The following is a 20,793-nucleotide window of genomic DNA, read 5'->3' on the forward strand; positions in this document are numbered from 1 at the left end:
TTTAATGAATTTTTATAGAACAAAATGAATAATTATGCTATTCTATATATAAATATACAGCATCTAAAGAGGTGAAGATCATGAAAAACTTTCTATATTTAGAGAATGGTTCCGTCTTTGAAGGGGAACTGCTGACTAAATCGACTGAAAAAGCAATCAATGGAGAGATTGTCTTTTTTACAGGGATGACCGGATATCAAGAAGTATTGACAGATCCTTCATATAAGGACCAAATTGTCGTTTTCACATATCCTCTAATCGGAAATTATGGAATCAATGAAAATGATTTTGAGAGTAAGAAGCCACATGTTGCCGGTGTTATTGTATATGAAGGGAATATGAGCCATTCCCATTATCAAGCTAAATATTCACTTGGTGAATATTTAGACAAGTGGAACATTCCGCTTTTAAGCCATGTTGACACAAGAGCGGTCGTTAAAAATATAAGACAGGAAGGTTCCATGCAGGCTGTCATCACAGCCGAAGAAAAATTTTCTATCAAACCTGGCCAGGTTTGTTTATCAGCCCATGTATCTGAGGTATCCACAAAGGTGGTCGAGAGCTTTGGAGAAGGCGACAAGCATGTGGTGATGATTGATTTCGGTTATAAAAAATCCATATTGGATTCTTTGATTGAACAAGGCTGCCGAGTTTCAGTCGTTCCATTCGATACTGAGTTCGAACAAATCAAGGACTTGAAGCCGGATGGTATTTTGCTTTCAAATGGGCCTGGGGATCCAAAACAGCTTGAATACCTTTTAGAAAACATAAAGAAGGTCATTACGAATTTCCCGACGATGGGCATATGTCTCGGTCATCAATTAACGGCCCTAGCCTTTGGGGGAAATACAAAAAAAATGCTGTTTGGACATCGGGGTGCGAATCAGCCCGTGGTCGATTTGAAAACGAAACAGGTGTATATGAGTTCTCAAAATCATAGTTATGAGGTTGATGAACCGAGCTTACAAGGAACATCTCTTCAAGTGAGATTCAGGAATGTGAATGATAGCACAGTTGAGGGGCTTATGCATGAAAACCTGCCAATATTCACTACCCAGTACCATCCGGAGGCTAATCCAGGACCCATCGAGAGTTCACTTCTTTTTAACGACTTTTTACAAATGATAAATGATTATAGCGGGAGAGAAAAAGCCTATGCCTAAGGACAACACGATACAGACCATTTTAGTGATTGGTTCGGGGCCAATTGTCATCGGGCAGGCCGCCGAATTTGATTATGCAGGTACACAGGCCTGCCTCGCTTTAAAAGAAGAAGGATATAAAGTCATACTGGTCAACAACAATCCGGCAACAATAATGACTGATGATATGAATGCGGATGCTGTCTATTTCGAACCTTTAACAGTTGATGTACTGGAAAAGATCATTTCCAAAGAAAAGCCGGATGGCCTGCTGGCTACATTAGGCGGTCAAACAGGATTGAATCTTGCTTATCAATTGGATGATGCTGGAGTACTTGAAAAATATAAAGTCAAATTATTGGGAACTCCGATCGACTCCATCAAAAAAGGGGAGGATCGTGAACTGTTCCGTGAGCTGATGTTTGAAATAGGTGAACCCGTTCCCGACAGTACAATTGTCCATACTCTTGAAGAAGCGATAGCTTTTGCCGAAAAAATCGGTTTCCCGATCATCGTTCGTCCCGCTTATACACTCGGCGGCACTGGCGGTGGGATTGCTGATTCATTGGATACCTTTAAGGAACTTGTCCGGGGCGGACTCCAAGAAAGCCCGATTACACAATGCTTGATTGAAAGAAGCATAGCTGGATATAAAGAAGTCGAATATGAAGTAATGCGAGATGGCATCAATACGTGCATCACTATCTGTAATATGGAAAATATTGATCCGGTAGGGATCCATACTGGTGATTCCATCGTTGTGGCACCATCACAGACCTTATCGGACGATGAGTTTCAGATGCTTCGTTCCGCTTCAATTAAAATCATCTCTGCTTTAGGTATCATAGGCGGTTGTAACATTCAATTCGCACTTGATCCGAAAAGCAAACAATATTATCTAATTGAAGTAAACCCACGCGTCAGCCGTTCATCGGCATTAGCTTCCAAAGCAACAGGCTATCCCATAGCACGCATAGCTGCAAAGCTTGCTGTTGGCTACCATTTATCGGAAATCGTCAATCCTGTAACGAAAAGCACATATTCAAGCTTTGAACCTGCTCTTGACTATGTAGCGGTGAAGTTCCCGAGATGGCCATTCGATAAATTCAAGACCGCCAACCGCAAATTGGGAACACAAATGAAGGCGACGGGTGAAGTGATGGCTTTACACCGCAGTTTTGAGGGGGGAGTCCAAAAGGCCGTCGATTCTTTGGAATTAAAAACGAATGGACTGCAGCTATCATCGCTGAAAAATAAAACCGTTCCTGAGCTTTGGGTGAAGCTTGCCGAAAAATCTGATGAGCGAATATTTGTCATTTTTGAAATGCTTAGAAAAGGCGTGACGATTGAAGAAATCCATGAAGCCACAACCATAGATTATTTCTTCCTTAAATCCTTTGATTCATTGATCCAAAACGAAATGAAGATTGAAGCTAAGAGAATCGATCAGGTAACAAAGGAAGAACTGCAGTCATATAAGGAAAAGGGCTTTTCAGACCGCTATCTTGCTTCCGTATGGAATGTAAGCGAGCTGGAAGTGAGAGCGCACCGGAAGTCACTTGGCCTTACGGCTGTCTACAAAACGGTCGATACATGTGCAGCCGAGTTCGAATCACATACTAACTATCACTATTCAACATATTTCGGAGAGAACGAACAGAAAAAAACGGATAAAAAGAAAGTCTTGATGATTGGCAGCGGCCCGATCCGGATTGGACAGGGAATAGAATTTGATTACTGTTCCGTTCACGGGGTTTATGCACTCCAGGATGAAAATGTTGAAACGATCATGATTAATAATAACCCGGAAACGGTAAGTACGGATTTTGCCACGGCAGACCGCCTTTATTTCGAGCCGTTAACTCTGGAATACGTTCTTAATGTAATAGAAGCGGAAGGTATTGAAGATGTTATCGTCCAATTTGGTGGGCAGACTGCGATAAACCTGGCAAAAGGCCTGGAAGATTACGGTATCAATTTGTTGGGGACTTCCTTCGATACACTCGATCAATTAGAAGACCGTGATCGTTTTTATCAGCTTCTTCAAAAACTGGATATTCCTCATGTACCGGGTTCGATGGCTTATGGTGAAGAACAATTAATTGACCGTGCAGAGGCTATCGGTTTTCCAGTACTCTTACGCCCATCATATGTAATTGGCGGCCAAGGAATGGAAATCATCCGCTCCAAGGAAAGCTTATTGAATAGAATGGAAAATGGGACTGCACTTGCATACCCCGTATTGATCGATTCTTATATTCCAGGGAAAGAAGCCGAAATCGATTTGATTGCTGATGGAAATGATGTATATATTCCAATCATTGCGGAACATGTAGAAAAAGCAGGCGTCCATTCAGGGGATAGCATGGCATTACTGCCAGCCCAATCATTAACCAATGAAATCAAAGATAAAATGACCCTATATGCGAAAAAACTAGTAATCGAGCTTGGTTATAAAGGACTTATGAACATTCAATTCGTGATTGAAGGAAATAGTGTATATGTATTGGAAGTAAACCCTCGCGCCAGTCGGACAATTCCAATCATCAGTAAAGTCACCGATGTACCCTTGGTGCAAATAGCGACAAAAATATTGCTTGGGAAATATTCATTGTCGAATGTGTTCGAAAAAACGGGCTTAATGGAAGAAATTCCATATGCAGTCGTCAAATATCCAGTATTCTCTACATTTGCACTAAGCGGCCTTGATTCAAAGGTAGGTCCGGAAATGAAATCAACTGGTGAAGGAATCGCCATCGGAGTAACGGTAAAAGAAGCATTGACAAAAGTATTCCATGCTCAAAATGCTAATCATAATTCAGGTGTTTATCAATCCAAATCAGTCAAATTAAGCGAAGATTTGCTAGTGCAAATCAGTGAAGCAGGTTTGACACTGGGGGATTCAAATTTTGATAAATGGTTAAATGAAGGGAATGCATCGGTCGTTTTGGCATATGGAACAACAGAAGAAGATAAGAAGCTAAGGTTAATGGCAGCAAAATATCGCCTTCTGGCATTTACGGAAGAAGAGACTTTCAAAGCCTATCTACAATCGTTAGAAAATGCTGATCCAGGGGTTATTTCGCTTCAGGAATGGCTTGTATCATATTCGGAAGGAGTGTCACAAGTATGAGTTCAATGACGACACCGACACAAGCGAAGATTTTAAATGGAAAAGACTTTTTGACCATGAAGGAGTCAACACCCACTGCGATAGCGGATTTGTTAAAGCTGGCACAGACCATTAAAGGCAAATTGCAAGCTGGCGAGGAATATACTCCTTTAAAAGGGAAAACGCTGGGGATGATCTTTGAAAAATCGTCTACCCGTACCCGTGTTTCTTTTGAAGTTGGCATGATGCAGCTTGGCGGACACGCTTTGTTCTTAAGTGGTAATGACTTGCAAATTGGACGCGGGGAAACTATTTCCGATACTGCAAAAGTCCTTTCCGAATATATTGATGGAATCATGATTCGTACCTTCGAGCATGAAAAAATCCTAGAGTTGTCGGAAAATGCCTCTATCCCAGTCATCAATGGGTTAACAGACCTTGCACATCCTTGTCAGGTACTTGCTGACTTCTTGACGATCATCGAGATAAAAGGGCAGCTAAAAGGCCTGAAGATGAGTTATATCGGAGATGGCAATAATGTTGCCAATTCATTGATGGTCGGCTGCGCAAAAATGGGAATGGATTTTTCCATTGGATGTCCTGAGGCCTACAAACTTGATGAAAAGGTCGTTGCCTATGCTCAAAAAGTGGCAGAAGAGACTGGCAGTGAAATTGTGGTGACAACCTCTGCTTCAGAAGCTATAAAAGATGCGGATATCGTCTATTCCGATGTTTGGACCTCCATGGGGCAGGAAATCGAGAATAGTATTCGCTTAGAAGCCTTTAAAGATTATCAAATCAATAGTGAACTTGTGAAACATGCCAAAGAAGATTATTTATTCATGCACTGCCTCCCTGCTCACAGGGAAGAAGAAGTAACAGCTGAAGTCATCGATGGACCGAATTCCGTCGTTTTCCACCAAGCAGGAAATCGTCTTCATGCCCAAAAGGCGGTTCTAGTGGATTTAATGTCTTAACCAAAAAAGTGTCTGCTTAGAGAGCAGTCGCTCAGTTTGTAGAAAAAAAAGGTTTCGGAATGGTCCCATTCCGAAACCTTTTTGATTTTATTTGTAGCAGTTAGAGAAATAATAACTGGATGGATCAATACTTGGGTCTATCAGTCTAAGTGTCTGCTCAGAGAACAGACGCTTTTTTAATTCAGCCGAATTTCCTGTATTCCTTAATTTTTCAGACATGAAAGAAAGTAACCTGGTAATAATAACAAGGAAAGCATGTAAAGGGGTGAAATCTATGGGGCAAAATCGTCAATTTAAGCCAGGCCAGAAGGCACCTAATAATGGGACCTATGTAGAAATCGGTGAAACGGGCAGCACGGTAGTGAATCCGAAAATGGTTAAGCTTGATGCAGGGGATGCCTTTCCTGAAACGTCTAATCATAACCGGATATGGACATATCAGCGAAAGCCATGAAAAATTAAAAAGCAGGAAAAAGGAATGATCGCTATCCTTTTTCCTGCTTTTTTCTATTCAGCGGTAAAACCGAAAATTTTCGAAATTTCCAAATAGCTCTTTCTTAAATAATGGCTTAAGGGATCTTCGTAATGATCTGGAATGCTTTCAGTGAATCCAACGGCAGTGATCGCTCCCAATAATTCTGAATTATAATTAAAAACTGGAATGGACATTGAGGAAACAGATGGTACAAGAGGCTCTTTGGCAAAAGCTATTTTGTATTTCCGAATTTCATCATATTCATTTGTTTCTTTAAGGAACGAGCCTGTAACATGACGATCTTTTTCAATCCAGTCCGCTGTCAAGGAAGGATCCTGAAAAACTGTGAATACTTTTCCTGAAGAGGATGATGGGGGGAGACGCGTACCTAACTGGGCCCCGATGTTTAAGTTTTGGTTGGAATTCCATATTTTTGCCGTGATTGGTCCATCGTATGTCCAGACGGAAAAAAGGACTGTGCAAGAGGTATGGTGACTGATTTCCTGTAAATAAGGGGTTATTCTGCTCGTGACGTCCTCATTTCCGATGGCTGCCATGCCGTATTGAATCAATTTGCTCCCAAGGTGATACATACCTGTTGTCTTATCACGATAAAGTAACCCGAGTTGAGTCAAAGTATTCAAATATTTATAGAGATTACTCTTCGTTATTTCCGTTAATTCTTGAATATCAGAGAATCTTAAAGGATTTCTTTGGGAAGCAAGTAAATCGATAATGCCCATACCTATTTGTAATGATTGGATTGTCGAACCAGATTTTACGATTTCCATATGTCAATCTCCCTAATCAGTTTAATTTAGGTCTAGTATATCAGAATCTTTAAAATTTAAATGAAATTTAGCAAGAAAAACCGGAGGCTGCTTGAAGCTATCAATATACTTTCCTTTTAAATAAATAACTTTAGCGGACCATTTTATTGATTCCGAAGTAGTCATAATGGTGTAGATGATAAAATTTGCACAAAAATTTGCAGTACTTTCTTGACAATATTCCGAAAATTAAGTTATTATTTATATAAATAGTGAACAGCGTTATCTATAAGTGAAATTGGTAGATGCACAGTCATTCGTATTCTGGTTTGTGAAGTGAATCTAAAAGAATTATCCCGCAAATTAGGATCGTGGCATCAAGAAGAGGTTCTTTAAAAAATCGAGATTAATAAAGGAGAATGAAATATGAGATTAGTAACTTTCAGTATTCAAGGATTTAAACGTATTGGTGCAATTTACCCGAATAATGTAGTAGTTGACTTGAACTATGCCTATCAAGCGCTTCTGGAAAGCGAAGGGAAACTTCGCAGTGAACAAATCGCTGAGGCATATGTACCTGCAACAATGGAGGCATTTTTAGAGGGAGGGAATGAAAGCCTTTCCATCGCTAAAAAGGCTGCTGACTACGCAATTAACAATCGTGATTCATTCAGACATAAATTGATACATCCAATTGAAGATATAAAGCTTGAGGCACCTGTCCAAAAGCCAGGTAAAATTATTTGTGTAGGACATAACTACCGTGAGCACATTGCTGAAATGGGCCGCGAATTACCGCCATTTCCTGTGGTATTCGCAAAGTTCGCCAATACAGTAATCGGTCCGCAGGATGACATTCCGTTTTTCCCGATTTCTGAACAACTGGATTATGAAGCGGAATTCGCTTTTGTAGTCGGACAAAAGGCACGTAATGTTTCACAAGAAGATGCACTTGATTATGTAGCGGGTTATACAATTGCCAATGATGTTACGTATCGTGATATCCAAAGGCGTACACTTGAATGGCTTCAAGGGAAAACGGTTGAAGGAAGTGCTCCGATGGGTCCTTGGTTAGTCACATCCGATGAGCTACCCGATCCATCTGGCTTAAATGTCCGATTAACTGTAAATGGTGAGGAACGCCAAAAAACGAATACATCCAACTTCGTATTCGATGTGAAATATTTAGTTGAATTCTTATCGAATTTAATGACGCTTGAACCTGGTGACATTGTTCTTACAGGAACACCTGGTGGGGTAGGAGTGGCCCGTGATCCACAAGTGTTCTTAAAAGATGGTGACGTTGTCAAAATCGAAATCGACAAAATAGGTTATCTTGAAAACCGTGTTCGACGTGTCGGGGAGGGAAAATAAAATGGCTTATCATGAGATCGGGACATCAATCCAATCGGTTCAACAATCAATCGACCACATTCTTGAGACAGCCGCAAACCTTCCGGAAGAGACGATCCGATTAAAGCCTACAGAAGAGGAATGGTCCATCATGCAGATACTTTCCCATTTAGCTGAAGCCATTCCTTATTGGTTAGGTGAAGTGGAAACGGTAATAGCAAAGCCTGGGGCCAAATGGGGGCGTGGATTGCAAGATCCAGCCCGATTGGCAGCAGTCGGTGATATTGACAAACTTGATGTTGATGATGTCTTGAAGCAAGTGGAGGAGCTTAAATATGAAGTGGAGAGCAGGCTTGGGAATTTAGAAGAAGAAGCACTCTCTAAAGAATCGCCACACCGGAATTTCGCTAAATTCGGAAACAAACCAGTTTCTTATATTGTGGATCACTTCATCGATGAGCATGTTTCAGGACACTATGATCAAATCAAGCGAAATCTTTCTAAAATCCAGTGAGGAAAGATAAAAAAGAAAGTAGGGATTAATATGGCTGAAAAATCGGAATACATGAACAGTACAATCGTAAAAGATTTTACAAAGGATATCCAGCAGTATAACCTTGGGCCTCTGTGGGAAGCCATTCCCGCCCTGATGGACCATGAACCTAAACCTCATGCCCATGCTTATTTATGGAAAGAAGAGCTTTTGACAAAAAAGTTGATGGAAGCAGCAGAAATCTTCACACCTGATCGAGGAGGGGAGCGCAGGGCCATTTATTTTCAAAACCCTGGCTTAACTTATCGTCAGCCATGGGGATGGGCTTCGACAACACAAACGCTTTATGCAGCGGTTCAGCTGTTGTTGCCAGGTGAAGTGGCTCCTTCACACCGTCACTCTCAAAGTGCTCTCCGTTTCATTACGAATGGTGAAGGTGCCTACAGCATCGTGCAGGGAGAAAGGATCTTCATGGAAGAAGGAGATTTCTTGATCACGCCTAAAAACCTATGGCATGGTCATGGTCATGTTGGCGAAAAACCGATGATTTGGATGGACGCCCTTGATATTCCAACTATCTATTCCATAGGCGGCACTTTCTTTGAACCATACCCAGACCGGATTGAAACGCCTAAACGGCCGGATAATTTTTCGGAGCTCCGTTATCAAGGCGGGATGGTTCGTCCAGTATCCGACCGTTATTCACAAGTGGCACCGCTTGCCAACTACAAGTGGAAAGGAACCAAAGCAGCGATAGAAGGATTAATGAACTTTGAACCAGATCCATATGAAGGTTTTGCAGTGGAATATATCAATCCTTCAAATGGACAAACGGCCAATCCGACGATGGGGGCATGGATGCAGAAACTTCCAAAAGGTTTCCATACCAAAGCACATCGCCATACCCATTCCACAATCTATCAAGTGCACCAAGGTTCAGGCTATACGGTCATTAATGGAGTGCGTTTTGACTGGTCCAAGGGAGATTATTTCGTCGTTCCGAATTGGGCTTGGCATGAGCACATTGCAGAAGCGGATTCTTACTTATTCTCGGTAAACGACCTACCGATAATGGAGAGATTCGATTTAGAACAGCAACAGGCATTTGAAGCAAACAATGGTTTCCAAAAGGTTGAAAGTGAATTCAGGCCGTTTTTGGTTTGAAAATAATCTGTTTGCAGCTTTCATCTTGATCCTGATGAATATATATGCCAGTCGAATGAAAACGCTTACTTATATATTGTTTCGCAACTTTGGCTAAAAGCAACTAATTTAGGGGGAATTGATGATGAACACAGAAAAAAAACCATTCATCGTTATCGGTGGGGGAATTGGCGGATTGGCAACTGCTTTAGGAATCGCAGAAACAAAACAGTATGTAAAAGTCTTGGAGCAAGCTCCCGAATTTGGTGAAATTGGTGCAGGGATTCAGCTTGCAGCAAATGCCACCAACGTTTTACAGCGTTTAGGCGTCATGGATAAAATCAATGAAATTGCAGTATTTCCAAAAAGATTGGTGCTGATGGATGCCTTTTCCGGCAAAGAGCTTTCCGCTTTGGATTTAGGTGATGTTTATAAGGAAAGATATGGAGCACCGTATGTTGTTTTGCATCGTTCCGATTTGCATAAAGTACTGGCTGAAGCCTGTGAAAATAACCCGTATATCGAACTGGTAACGAACCAAACGATTATTGATACAGTGGAAAATGAAGGGGAAGTGACGGTTACTTCTGCCAATGGGTCCCAACATTCAGGAACGGCTGTCATCGGAGCTGATGGATTATGGTCCAAAGCACGGAAACTTTTTGTCGAAGATCAACCGGTCTGCTCGCAATATGTTGCATACAGAGGAGCGATCCCGATGGAAGAGGTTACGAGCCATGGAGATTTAGATGATGTATATATGTGGATTGGACCAAACCTTCATCTTGTTCAGTACCCGGTTAGAAGGGGGGAACTATACAACCAAGTAGTGGTGTTCAAAAGTTCTCAATACACGGTAGAAAACGAAAAAACAGATCAATGGGGAACCCCGGAAGAAATGGACCGTATATTTGCCGGAACTTGTGAGCTTGTTCAGAATGCGATTTCATTTATTCAACGACAACGCCGCTGGCCGATGTATGACCGATTACCAATTGATAATTGGACAAAAGGAAGAATTACGCTTACGGGCGATGCTGCACACCCGATGCTTCAATACTTGGCACAAGGGGCTTGCCAGGCGTTAGAAGATGCAGCTTATTTGTCGGATATGCTTCATAAGCATGGAAATGACATTGAACAGGCATTTTTGAAATATCAAGAGGAACGCATTCCGCGTACGGCTAATGTTCAAACAAGCGCAAGAATGTGGGGGGAAATCATTCACAATACGACCGATGCAGGCATTCTGCTCCGAGATACGATTCTTACAGGTCGCACGGACAAGGATTTCCAATTTGTCGATCAATTTCATGGTTACAATAAAACGGCCGTGAAAGCATAATCCGTTTTGTTTCATCTAAATACTGTGCTAAGGGATTTTATGCATTTTATAAATGGGTCTGCCTTTCTTCTATATGAAGAAAGGTTTTTTTCGTTTATCCTCCATACCTCCCTGCATTTTTTATAACTTTCCTTTACATGGGGGAAATTAGAAGTATAATGAAAATATAAAGGTCAAAATTGGTCAAACTAAGTGTGAATTCGTTCATGATATAGATGAATGGGAGGTTTTAAGATGGATATGAATAAAATGACGGAGAGAACCCAACAGGCATTCATTGGCGGCCAGGAACTAGCCAAAGATAGAGGGAATCCAGAGCTGACGGAGCTTCATTTATTAAAGGCCTTAATGGAACAGGATGAAAGTTTATTGATCAGGATTTTATCGGAATCTGTTAAACCGATGAATCAGTTTGATATAGGGCTTGATAGAGAATTGGATCGGTTACCGGAAGTGAGTGGAAGTGTTTCCGAGGTTTACATGTCATCCTCCTTACAGAAAATTTTGACGGTTGCCGAAAAAGAAATGCAGAAGTGGGAAGATGAATATTTATCTGTGGAACATTTACTGCTGGCGTCCTTGAAAGGCAATAACACGAATATAAACAGACTATTCTCATCACATGGAATCGATTACGAAAAAGCAAAACGGATTATACAAGATGTAAGGGGGAATCAGCGGGTGACTAGTCAAAATCCTGAAAGCACATATGAAGTACTGAAAAAATACGGCAGAGATCTTGTTGCTGAAGTTAAATCAGGGAAGGTCGATCCAGTCATCGGTCGTGATGCGGAAATCAGAAACGTCATCCGGATTCTATCACGTAAAACAAAAAATAACCCCGTATTAATTGGGGAACCTGGTGTTGGTAAGACAGCGATTGTCGAAGGATTGGCGCAAAGGATCGTCAGGAAGGATGTCCCGGAAGGATTAAAGGACAAAACCGTTTTTTCACTAGATATGAGTGCACTTGTCGCAGGGGCAAAATTCCGCGGTGAATTTGAGGAACGTCTTAAAGCGGTATTGAATGAAATTAAGAAGAGTGATGGAAAAATTCTTTTATTCATCGATGAACTGCATACAATTGTCGGTGCTGGCAGAACGGATGGCGCACTTGATGCAGGGAATATGTTAAAGCCGATGCTTGCGCGTGGCGAGCTGCATTGTATAGGTGCAACAACCATTGATGAATATCGACAATATATTGAAAAAGATCCGGCTCTAGAACGTCGTTTCCAACAAGTTCTGGTTCCGGAACCAGATGTGGAGGATACGATTTCAATTTTGCGTGGGCTAAAAGAACGGTTTGAAATTCACCATGGTGTCAGGATTCATGATCGGGCGATCGTGGCTGCCTCTGTCCTTTCGAACCGATATATAACGGAGCGATTTCTGCCGGATAAAGCAATAGATCTTGTGGATGAAGCCTGTGCGATGATCAGAATGGAAATCGATTCAATGCCATCTGAGTTGGATGAAATCACGAGAAGGGTCATGCAACTTGAAATTGAAGAAGCGGCCTTGAAGAATGAGGAGGACCCTCAAAGCAAAGCTAGACTGGAAGTGCTTCAAAAAGAACTCTCAGAACTCAAGGATCAAGCGAATGGCATGAAAGCCAAGTGGCAAATGGAAAAGTCGGCGCTTCAAAAAGTGCAGGATCAACGTGAGGAACTTGAGAAGTTGCGTCATGAACTGGAACAGGCAGAGAATGACTATGACCTTAACCGAGCAGCGGAACTTCGGCACGGAAGGATTCCACAGCTTCAAAAAGAGTTGGATGCCATGGAAGATGAATTGGAAAAGGAAAAACAGGAATCACGGTTGCTTCGCCAAGAAGTGACGGAGGAGGAAATTGCCTCGATCGTTGCAAGGTGGACGGGGATTCCTGTAAGCAAGCTGGTGGAAAGTGAAAGGGAAAAGCTGCTTCGACTATCTGAGATCCTTCATGAACGCGTAATAGGTCAAGGGGAAGCGGTGGAACTCGTATCCGATGCTGTATTAAGGGCAAGGGCGGGAATTAAAGATCCAAACAGACCGATTGGTTCATTCATTTTCCTGGGGCCGACGGGTGTGGGTAAAACAGAACTCGTAAAAGCTTTGGCAGAAACGTTATTCGATAGTGAAGAACATATGATTCGTATCGATATGTCGGAATATATGGAGAAACATTCCGTGTCCCGTCTTGTTGGTGCACCTCCTGGATATGTTGGATTTGAGGAAGGAGGCCAACTAACGGAGGCAGTTAGGAGAAACCCATACTCTGTCGTATTATTGGACGAAATTGAAAAGGCGCATCCGGAAGTCTTCAATATTTTGCTGCAAATGTTGGATGACGGGAGGATAACAGACTCCCAAGGTAGAACCATAAACTGTAAAAATACAGTGATCATCATGACTTCAAATATCGGTTCCCATTTCTTGTTGCAGTCCAACCGAGTGGATGGTGGAATTGAAGAAGAGATAAAAGATCAAGTCTTTAAAGAATTAAGAGGGCATTTCCGTCCGGAATTTTTGAATCGGGTAGATGATATTGTTTTATTCAAACCGCTTACTAAACAAGAAATCGTTGAAATCGTAGAAAAAATGGTTTTTCAATTACAGGTAAGGTTAACTGAACAAAATATAAACCTTAATGTCACTGAAGCGGCCAAGGAATTCATTGCGGACCAGGGATATGATCCTGTATATGGGGCCAGACCGTTGAAGCGATTCATCCAAAAGCATCTGGAAACGAAGATCGCCCGTAAAATCATAGCTGGCACAGTTGGACTGAATGAAGAAGGAATAACGATTGATTATGATGATGATGAATTAGTCCTCATATAAAAAATTTGAAATGGAGTTTAACCGTAAGCAAAGTACGGATAACAAAAAGGACATCCTCAATGGATGTCCTCTTTTGCTTCTTAATGTTGATGAGAGTCTTTTGCTGGCCCAGCAGGCAAAATAGCAGGGATGATGCAAATCAGGATAGCAGCAGCTAATCCTAAAATCGTTCCCTGTTTAGCATCGTATGAAACTCCGATCATGGAAGAAACAACATATACAGTCATATGCACTAATAAGAATGTCCAAAAAATTGCCCAAGCATAACGCATCGAATTTCACCTCATTCCACTACATTCATTTTTATCTTACCATAATTAATATACAGTTAAAACGTGTTTTTAATAATAACCTTTAAATAATTCATACATTAAATCATAAGAGAACTTTTCAGGCACAGTCCAGTTGATACCAAACGTCAAATGGAAAATCATAGGACCCAATATAAAACAAAATCATCACCATTTGGTTAATTTGGGATAAGAAGTTAGGTATTTCCACTGACCCTTTCTATTTTTCGTCATAAATTAATATAGTAGTAGTAATATTCCTTAAAGGAGTTTGACCGATGGAACAACGAACTTTTCAAATTGATGACCAGTGGAATATCATCTATTATCCAGAGCGGCCCAGTGGTTTTTCCGTATTGGTAATTGGAGACCGTAGTCATTTTGTCGATAAAGACAGCAGCTTTTGGCTGCAGCATCCTGGCAGGTTGGAGATATTGGAATATTTAAAGGAATACGGATACACGCTATTTTCATCCAATTTTTACGGAGCCAACTGGGGAAGCCCAAAAGCATTGAACCTTTCCCTTAACCTATATATTCTCTTCATGAAAAAAGAAATAGTCAATCAAAGGGTTCATATATTGGCAGAGGGGTCAGGAGCACTCCTTGCCTTAAAGCTAATGAATGAACTTGGAAATAAAATACGTTCAGTTGTATTGATTGATCCGGTTTTTTCCTTGAAAGCACAACTGGAGAAGGAAAAGGAAAATAAGTTCTTCTATAAAAAATGGCTGTCTGAGGTCTCTGCTGCACACGAGCTCAATCCACCAGAATGTGAACAGCATATTATGGACACTGAAGATCCAGTGATTGCTGAGAAAATCCCCATGAAAGTGATTCAGGTTTTTGGAAGCATGCGGAAAGAGCAAGCCTCCCTTTATCGGCAAATCCAACTGGCTAGAAAAGCAGACTTGCAGCTGACGTATTTATTACCGGAAAAACGGTATAAAATACCCTATCAAATACAGAAGTTTTTCAATGAGAATGAAGAGTCTTTATGAGAATGGATATATTTCTACAATAGTTTGCATACGATACAGCATCTAAAAAAACTAGACGTGCCGGATGAAGTGGGCTGGATGGCATACGAGGGGGCTGTATTTATGCAAACGTACATTGTAATAGGCGCTTATCAATTTGTGGGATTCTATGTGGCTCAATACTTTTTGAACCAAGGGGAAGAAGTAATCGGAATTGATTGGACTGATTCCGAAGCAAGTAAATATATTATGGAAGAAAAGGAACTTGAAATAGGTAGAAGTTCAAATTATATTTACTTTCCGATAAATAAGCTTAAATTATTGGATATTACAAAGCAGGACACTGTGTTCATATCTTGTTACGATATTCAAAGCGGAAAGATGGGTAAAATCGATTTTCTTATAGACGAAATCGTTTTCTTTATTGAAAAATGCAAAAAAAATGGCTCGAATGAAACGCCAAATTTTGTTGTTTTCATGCCAATTGAAGAAGAGATCAGTATTTTTCAATCCATATTAAGCTCGATTCGTGGAATTGATTCTGCAAAAATCATATTTTTACCCACGATTTATGGACCTTGGCAATCGGAAGGCATGAGCTTTGAAGCTGGGATCAATCAACTTGGTCAGTCTGATATCAAACCGGCGATTGCTAACGAATATACTGGGGATGCTCTTTTCATCACTGATTTTGTGAATGCTTTGGAAGAAGTGCTTACTTCCTCTTCCGATAGGGATATCCAATTGTGCAGCAGTATAGATGATCATTGGAATAAATGTGCAAAGTTAATATTTGGTGAAAGTTTGGGTTCATTCAATTCCCGATCAACAACTAAAATCAATAAAGGATCAATATTTGAGGTGCCTAGCAAAATAGATCCAGAAGAAGGCATTGCTTTACAAAGAAAACATAATAAACGATTAAACTTACTTAAAAAGTGGAGAAAACGTGATTGAAGAGGGAATGACTGGATAATCCGGATAATCAAATTTGAGGGCAATTATGAACAAAGAACATTCGAATCACAATTTTTTTGTGATCGAGAACTTTCGTTATTTAAGAAGGTCAAAACTGTATATTTGCCTCTAACTTATATGTTTTGTACTATAATGTTCAAGGACCGAAATTAATATCAAATGATATTCATGATTTTATATTTATGCCCTTTACGAAAGGGACATCTGGAATTATGATAATATTGATATTCAAATGATAGGGGGAAACACAAAATGAGTTCAGATAAAACTCTTGAATTTATGGGGATCGCCATGAAGTACTTCCCTGAGGCTAAAGCGAAGCTTGAAGCAAACGGGATTCCATTCTCAATGGAGATGGCAGAGCCATTCATGGAGCTTTTTAAAAACGTAATGCAAGAAGCTTATGAGCTTGGGAAACAAGATGCTCAGCGTTAATTAAACGTAGGCTGTCCAAACTAAAGGACAGCCTGCATTTTTTTATTCTTTTTTCAAGAACTTGGCGATCAATGGGTTCAGATTAATTTTATCAATGGCCGGTTTGTATTGACCGTATAAGCCCATCAATGTTTCAACGCTCTCCATCAATTGCATGTAATCAACATTCGATTCCTCTTGTTGGGGTTCACTTTTCCTGCCAAACATCAAATTCGAAAAATGATCAACCTGGTTACTCCGGTTGTTGTGATTGAAGATGTCCACAATAATTCCTCCTTTTCTCCTTTTATTTATAATGTATGTCCCTAAAATCCCTTGGCATAGGCATTTGTCCGACTTCAGTAACGGATTCTTTTATCCTTTCAAACTGTTATCTCTTGCAAGGAGGTGTTTTTTTATATAAAATTAGTACCAGGTAATAATAGATGCTTATAATAACTCATTAAAATATAAGGGGATGGCAAAATGAACGCTGGAATACTAGGGCTTGGCCGCTACTTACCCGATAAAATCGTTACAAATGCGGATTTAGAGAAAATGATGGATACCTCTGACGAGTGGATCCGGACTAGGACAGGTATAGAGGAAAGAAGAATTGCCAATGATGACATTGAAACATCAGATATGGCTTATGAAGCCGCAAAAGCTGCATTGGCAAATGCAAAAATTTCGGCTGAAGAGATAGATTTAATTCTTGTAGCTACTGTTACACCGGATCAGTCGTTTCCTTCTGTCGCGTGTATGATTCAAGAGAAATTGGGAGCGAAAAGTGCAGCTGCAATGGATGTAAGTGCTGCATGCGCTGGTTTTATGTATGCAATGATCACTGCACAGCAGTTCATTAAGACAGGTGCATATAAGCATGTATTGATTGTCGGTGTCGAAAAACTTTCGAAGGTAACCAATTGGGAAGACCGCAATACTGCTGTACTATTTGGTGACGGAGCGGGTGCAGCTGTACTTGGACCTGTTTCGGAAGGCAAAGGGATCCTTGCCTTTGAATTAGGCGCAGATGGAACTGGTGGGAAGCACTTATTACAGGATGGAGATTTCATTCATATGAATGGACGTGAAGTATTTAAATTTGCTGTCCGTCAGATGGGGGAATCCAGCCTAAGTGTGTTGGATAAAGCTGGATTAACAAAAGAAGATGTGGATTTGCTTGTACCGCATCAAGCAAACATACGTATTATGGAATCCTCAAGGGAACGCTTGGGTCTCCCGATTGAAAAAATGACAAAAACGGTTCATAAATATGGAAATACTTCTTCAGCGTCCATTCCAATGGCCCTTGTGGAAGAAATGGAAGCAGGAAGAATCAAGGACAACGACCTAATTATCATGGTCGGTTTTGGTGGTGGCCTTACATGGGGCGCTATCGCTCTTAGATGGGGTAAATAAAAAAAGAAGAAGCAAAACATAAAAGCTTTAAAAAAGGAAGGAGCCATTTTTAATGACTAATCGTCGTGTAGTTGTAACAGGTATTGGAGCAATATCACCAGTTGGTAATGATGCAGAAACTGGATGGAAGAATATAATCGAGGGGAAATCAGGAATAGGTCCTTTAACTCGTTTGAATGCTGAAGAATTCCCTGTTAAAGTTGCTGCTGAAATCAAGGAGTTTGATATAGAGACATATATTAATCGTAAAGAAGCGCGTAAGATGGACCGTTTTACCCATTATGCAATTGCTGCGTCCGTTATGGCATATAATGATAGTAAGCTGGAAATAACGGATGAAAATGCAGCACGTGTCGGAGTCTGGATCGGTTCGGGTATCGGTGGGTTGGAGACACTTGAGACACAGCATGAAAACTTTTTAAACAGAGGGTATAAGCGGGTGAGCCCATTTTTCGTACCAATGATGATTCCGGACATGGCTGCTGGCCAGGTGTCAATCTTACTGGGTGCTAAAGGAATCAATTCATGTACGGTAACAGCTTGCGCAACAGGAACAAATTCAATTGGTGACGCGTTTAAAGCCATTCAACGGGGCGACGCCGATGTGATGATCACAGGCGGAGCAGAAGCGCCAATCACAAAAATGTCGGTTGCGGGCTTCTGTGCAAATACGGCTTTATCGACCAACCCTGATCCACAAACTGCTAGCCGTCCTTTTGATCTGAATCGTGATGGATTCGTAATCGGGGAAGGTGCAGGGATTATCGTTCTGGAAGATCTGGAACATGCATTGAATAGAGGGGCCAAGATTTATGCTGAAATAGCTGGGTATGGATCAACTGGAGATGCTTTCCATATAACGGCTCCGGCACCTGGTGGGGAAGGCGGGGCAAGGGCGATGAAAATTGCTATTGAGGATGCAGGTTTGAATCCGGAAGACATCCAATATGTGAATGCCCATGGAACGAGTACGCCATACAATGACAAATATGAAACAATGGCAGTCAAAGAAGTCTTTGGCGATCATGCTAATAAACTAGCATTAAGTTCAACTAAGTCCATGACAGGCCATATGTTAGGGGCAGCCGGTGGGGTCGAAGCAATATTCACGATTCAGGCAATCAGGGACAGCATATTGCCTCCAACGATCAATATTGAAACACCAGACCCTGAGTGTGATTTGGACTATGTTCCGAATAAAGCAAGGAAGTGCGAAATTAATGCCGCCATCAGCAATTCACTTGGATTCGGTGGACATAACGCTACTATTCTTTTCAAAAAATATCAATAAATTAAATTGAAGGAAGAGCAGATCTCTTGGGATCTGCTCTTTTTGTGTTATAGAGGTTATGCAAGGGATATAAAAGTGTCAACCGCCTTTTTAAAATCATACGATAGTCTAAAGAAGCGGGGGTGTATAGAAATGGGAGTTATTTTAACTGATGAGTGGATGAAAAAGGATTTCAACCGCCCTGTCCAGATGATGGAAAGACTTAAAAGTACATTCAACAATACCCTTGATGCGAATATGATTTATCATCATTTATTGAAGCATGGTATGTATTCGCCAAATAAAAAAACGAAACTCACATGGGAACATTTAAAAGAAAATAATGCATGGGAAAAAACACAAAGCCTGTTTACTTCTTATAAGAAACTGTGGGGAGGGCCTGATGTTCCCATATATATTTTTCCGCTCATGTCTTCAGGGATGTGGAATAAAATGGTTGAAACGAAGTCAGGATTGGCATTTAAAGATAAACTATTCCTTTTTTACGACAAGGGTATAGCTGAAAAGGAAATGGAGGCCATATTGATTCACGAATATCATCATGTCTGCCGATTACATCATTTGAAAAAGGATCAAAAAGAATTCACTCTTCTTGATACGATGATCATGGAAGGACTGGCGGAAAGAACTGTGGGTAAATATTTAGGAGCAAAATATTTAGCGAAATGGACTAAATTATATCAGGAAGATAAACTGCGAGAATTTTGGAGCAAGCATTTACAAGAAAAGCACACAATAAAACGTACAGATCCTCTTCATGATGTCCTTCTGCTTGGAATGAAAGGATACCCACATATGCTTGGATACTGTAGTGGTTATTACCTAGTGAGAAATTCTGAAAAACTCTCTGTGAAAAAATCATTCATTATTCAATCTGAAGAATTCTTATCGAAAAAGAACTAATTATATACGTTCTTTTTTTCTTAATCTGTTTTCTGGAATAGGAATAAATTGTATGGTTCCTGCCTATACTGATTGACAAACAGAAATTTGTTTAAGTGAGGGATGAATGATGTTATATCTTCATGATGTATGGGTTAACTGGTTTGAAGGAGAAGAAAACGGCTATAATATTTGTCATTTTCATGAATGGAGGAAGGATGATGGGATCGAGCTACTAGATCAAGTTCCTTTGTTGAAAGTGTCATCAACATTGTTCCACTACATAGAAAACGACTTGTCAGAATTACCTAAGCCATTGCTGAATGATGTGTATCAAAAAGCATATGCAAGGAAAAATCATGAACGAATTCAGCTTGACTATTGTTTTATCGTGACTGATGGAAATGGGATTTTAGCTGTTGATACGATAGGTTATCATATTCCGATTAGGAAAAGTAGAATAATTCCCCGGCAGGAACAAATTGTTTATGACATGATAGAAAACCATGATGAGATGGATTACACCTTTGCTGAAAAACCTACATCTGAGAAAGAATATCATATTTTATCGCCGTCTCCCTTATTCATGAATGGGTTGACAAGAAAAGAAAGACAGCTTAAGCAATTACTATTCATGGCCATGGACCAATTATTCACGGCGAAAAACACTCCTGAAATCCGCTATTGGTATACAGAATGGGCTCCTGAAAAATATGAAAGCATTCAAGAAATGGATTTTCAGATAGCATGGCTTGAATTATATGAAGAAATGAAGGAAGGCTGGTCAGAGAAGCACCTTCAACTTTGTGAAAACTTGGTGAAGGGGCAGCCTTTTTTTGAAAAGCTTTGGCAAGTGGAGGCTGGCGATAGCCCATCGATATTATGAACAAAAAAGACGAT

19 protein-coding genes are annotated in these 20,793 nt (G+C 40.6%); 16 read left to right on the forward strand and 3 right to left on the reverse strand.

Annotation, left to right across the window (positions count from 1 at the left end; translation table 11 throughout):
- Window positions 1-80: 80 nt before the first annotated feature.
- From SB775_RS05010 to SB775_RS05025, 4 genes are all read left to right on the forward strand, one after another.
- The gene (locus SB775_RS05010) at window positions 81-1,163 is read left to right on the forward strand and encodes a carbamoyl phosphate synthase small subunit (protein WP_410860718.1); all 1,083 of its coding nucleotides are present in this window, start codon (window positions 81-83) and stop codon (window positions 1,161-1,163) included.
- The gene (gene carB, locus SB775_RS05015) at window positions 1,156-4,275 is read left to right on the forward strand and encodes a carbamoyl-phosphate synthase (glutamine-hydrolyzing) large subunit (RefSeq protein WP_410860719.1); all 3,120 of its coding nucleotides are present in this window, start codon (window positions 1,156-1,158) and stop codon (window positions 4,273-4,275) included. Before SB775_RS05010 ends, carB begins: the two co-directional genes overlap by 8 nt.
- A 5-nt stretch (window positions 4,276-4,280) precedes the next feature.
- The gene (argF, locus tag SB775_RS05020) at window positions 4,281-5,231 is read left to right on the forward strand and encodes an ornithine carbamoyltransferase (protein WP_410860817.1); all 951 of its coding nucleotides are present in this window, start codon (window positions 4,281-4,283) and stop codon (window positions 5,229-5,231) included.
- Between the two features lie 274 nt (window positions 5,232-5,505).
- Window positions 5,506-5,685: a YjzC family protein gene (locus SB775_RS05025; protein ID WP_061462081.1), complete on the forward strand. Its 180-nt coding sequence runs from the start codon at window positions 5,506-5,508 to the stop codon at window positions 5,683-5,685.
- Window positions 5,686-5,738: 53 nt separating this feature from the next.
- Here SB775_RS05025 and SB775_RS05030 read toward each other — a convergent pair whose 3' ends face one another.
- Window positions 5,739-6,497 carry an IclR family transcriptional regulator gene (locus SB775_RS05030; protein ID WP_410860720.1) on the reverse strand — a complete coding sequence of 253 codons (759 nt, stop codon included), beginning with the start codon at window positions 6,495-6,497 and terminating at the stop codon, window positions 5,739-5,741.
- Between the two features lie 405 nt (window positions 6,498-6,902).
- On the opposite strand from SB775_RS05030, the gene SB775_RS05035 reads away from it, so the two are divergent.
- The 5 genes from SB775_RS05035 (at window position 6,903) to clpB (ending at window position 13,636) form a co-directional block, all read left to right on the forward strand.
- Entirely contained in the window at window positions 6,903-7,850 is a 948-nt protein-coding gene (locus SB775_RS05035; protein ID WP_410860721.1) for a fumarylacetoacetate hydrolase family protein, read from the forward strand.
- Window position 7,851: 1 nt separating this feature from the next.
- Window positions 7,852-8,343 carry a DinB family protein gene (locus SB775_RS05040; RefSeq protein WP_410860723.1) on the forward strand — a complete coding sequence of 164 codons (492 nt, stop codon included), beginning with the start codon at window positions 7,852-7,854 and terminating at the stop codon, window positions 8,341-8,343.
- Window positions 8,344-8,373: 30 nt separating this feature from the next.
- A complete protein-coding gene (locus SB775_RS05045; protein ID WP_410860724.1) occupies window positions 8,374-9,486 on the forward strand; it encodes a cupin domain-containing protein in 1,113 nt (370 codons plus the stop codon).
- A gap of 124 nt (window positions 9,487-9,610) precedes the next feature.
- Entirely contained in the window at window positions 9,611-10,810 is a 1,200-nt protein-coding gene (locus tag SB775_RS05050) for an FAD-dependent monooxygenase (RefSeq protein WP_410860725.1), read from the forward strand.
- Between the two features lie 234 nt (window positions 10,811-11,044).
- Complete coding sequence (gene clpB, locus SB775_RS05055; RefSeq protein WP_410860727.1) at window positions 11,045-13,636, forward strand: ATP-dependent chaperone ClpB; 2,592 nt, start codon at window positions 11,045-11,047, stop codon at window positions 13,634-13,636.
- An 80-nt stretch (window positions 13,637-13,716) separates the two neighbouring features.
- Here the strand turns inward: clpB and SB775_RS05060 are convergent, their stop codons facing one another.
- Window positions 13,717-13,908: a YjzD family protein gene (locus SB775_RS05060; protein ID WP_061462088.1), complete on the reverse strand. Its 192-nt coding sequence runs from the start codon at window positions 13,906-13,908 to the stop codon at window positions 13,717-13,719.
- Between the two features lie 296 nt (window positions 13,909-14,204).
- Between SB775_RS05060 and SB775_RS05065 the strand changes: the two genes are divergently transcribed.
- The 3 genes from SB775_RS05065 to SB775_RS05075 all read left to right on the forward strand — a co-directional run bounded on the left by SB775_RS05065 (window position 14,205) and on the right by SB775_RS05075 (window position 16,319).
- A complete protein-coding gene (locus SB775_RS05065) occupies window positions 14,205-14,927 on the forward strand; it encodes a hydrolase (protein ID WP_410860729.1) in 723 nt (240 codons plus the stop codon).
- A gap of 102 nt (window positions 14,928-15,029) precedes the next feature.
- Window positions 15,030-15,863, forward strand: a complete 834-nt coding sequence (locus SB775_RS05070; RefSeq protein ID WP_410860731.1) for a Rossmann-fold NAD(P)-binding domain-containing protein — start codon at window positions 15,030-15,032, stop codon at window positions 15,861-15,863.
- Between the two features lie 273 nt (window positions 15,864-16,136).
- A complete protein-coding gene (locus tag SB775_RS05075) occupies window positions 16,137-16,319 on the forward strand; it encodes a ComZ family protein (RefSeq protein ID WP_061462091.1) in 183 nt (60 codons plus the stop codon).
- Window positions 16,320-16,361: 42 nt separating this feature from the next.
- Here the strand turns inward: SB775_RS05075 and SB775_RS05080 are convergent, their stop codons facing one another.
- The gene (locus SB775_RS05080) at window positions 16,362-16,583 is read right to left on the reverse strand and encodes a hypothetical protein (RefSeq protein WP_410860733.1); all 222 of its coding nucleotides are present in this window, start codon (window positions 16,581-16,583) and stop codon (window positions 16,362-16,364) included.
- A 201-nt stretch (window positions 16,584-16,784) separates the two neighbouring features.
- Between SB775_RS05080 and SB775_RS05085 the strand changes: the two genes are divergently transcribed.
- From SB775_RS05085 to SB775_RS05100, 4 genes are all read left to right on the forward strand, one after another.
- The gene (locus SB775_RS05085; protein WP_061462093.1) at window positions 16,785-17,720 is read left to right on the forward strand and encodes a beta-ketoacyl-ACP synthase III; all 936 of its coding nucleotides are present in this window, start codon (window positions 16,785-16,787) and stop codon (window positions 17,718-17,720) included.
- Between the two features lie 52 nt (window positions 17,721-17,772).
- A complete protein-coding gene (gene fabF, locus SB775_RS05090; protein ID WP_061462094.1) occupies window positions 17,773-19,011 on the forward strand; it encodes a beta-ketoacyl-ACP synthase II in 1,239 nt (412 codons plus the stop codon).
- Window positions 19,012-19,143: 132 nt separating this feature from the next.
- Entirely contained in the window at window positions 19,144-19,914 is a 771-nt protein-coding gene (locus SB775_RS05095; protein ID WP_061462095.1) for a DUF2268 domain-containing putative Zn-dependent protease, read from the forward strand.
- A gap of 109 nt (window positions 19,915-20,023) precedes the next feature.
- Window positions 20,024-20,779, forward strand: coding sequence for a YjbA family protein (locus SB775_RS05100; RefSeq protein ID WP_410860734.1), 756 nt, complete (start codon window positions 20,024-20,026; stop codon window positions 20,777-20,779).
- Window positions 20,780-20,793: the final 14 nt, after the last annotated feature.

This window comes from Peribacillus sp. SIMBA_075 (assembly GCF_046534585.1).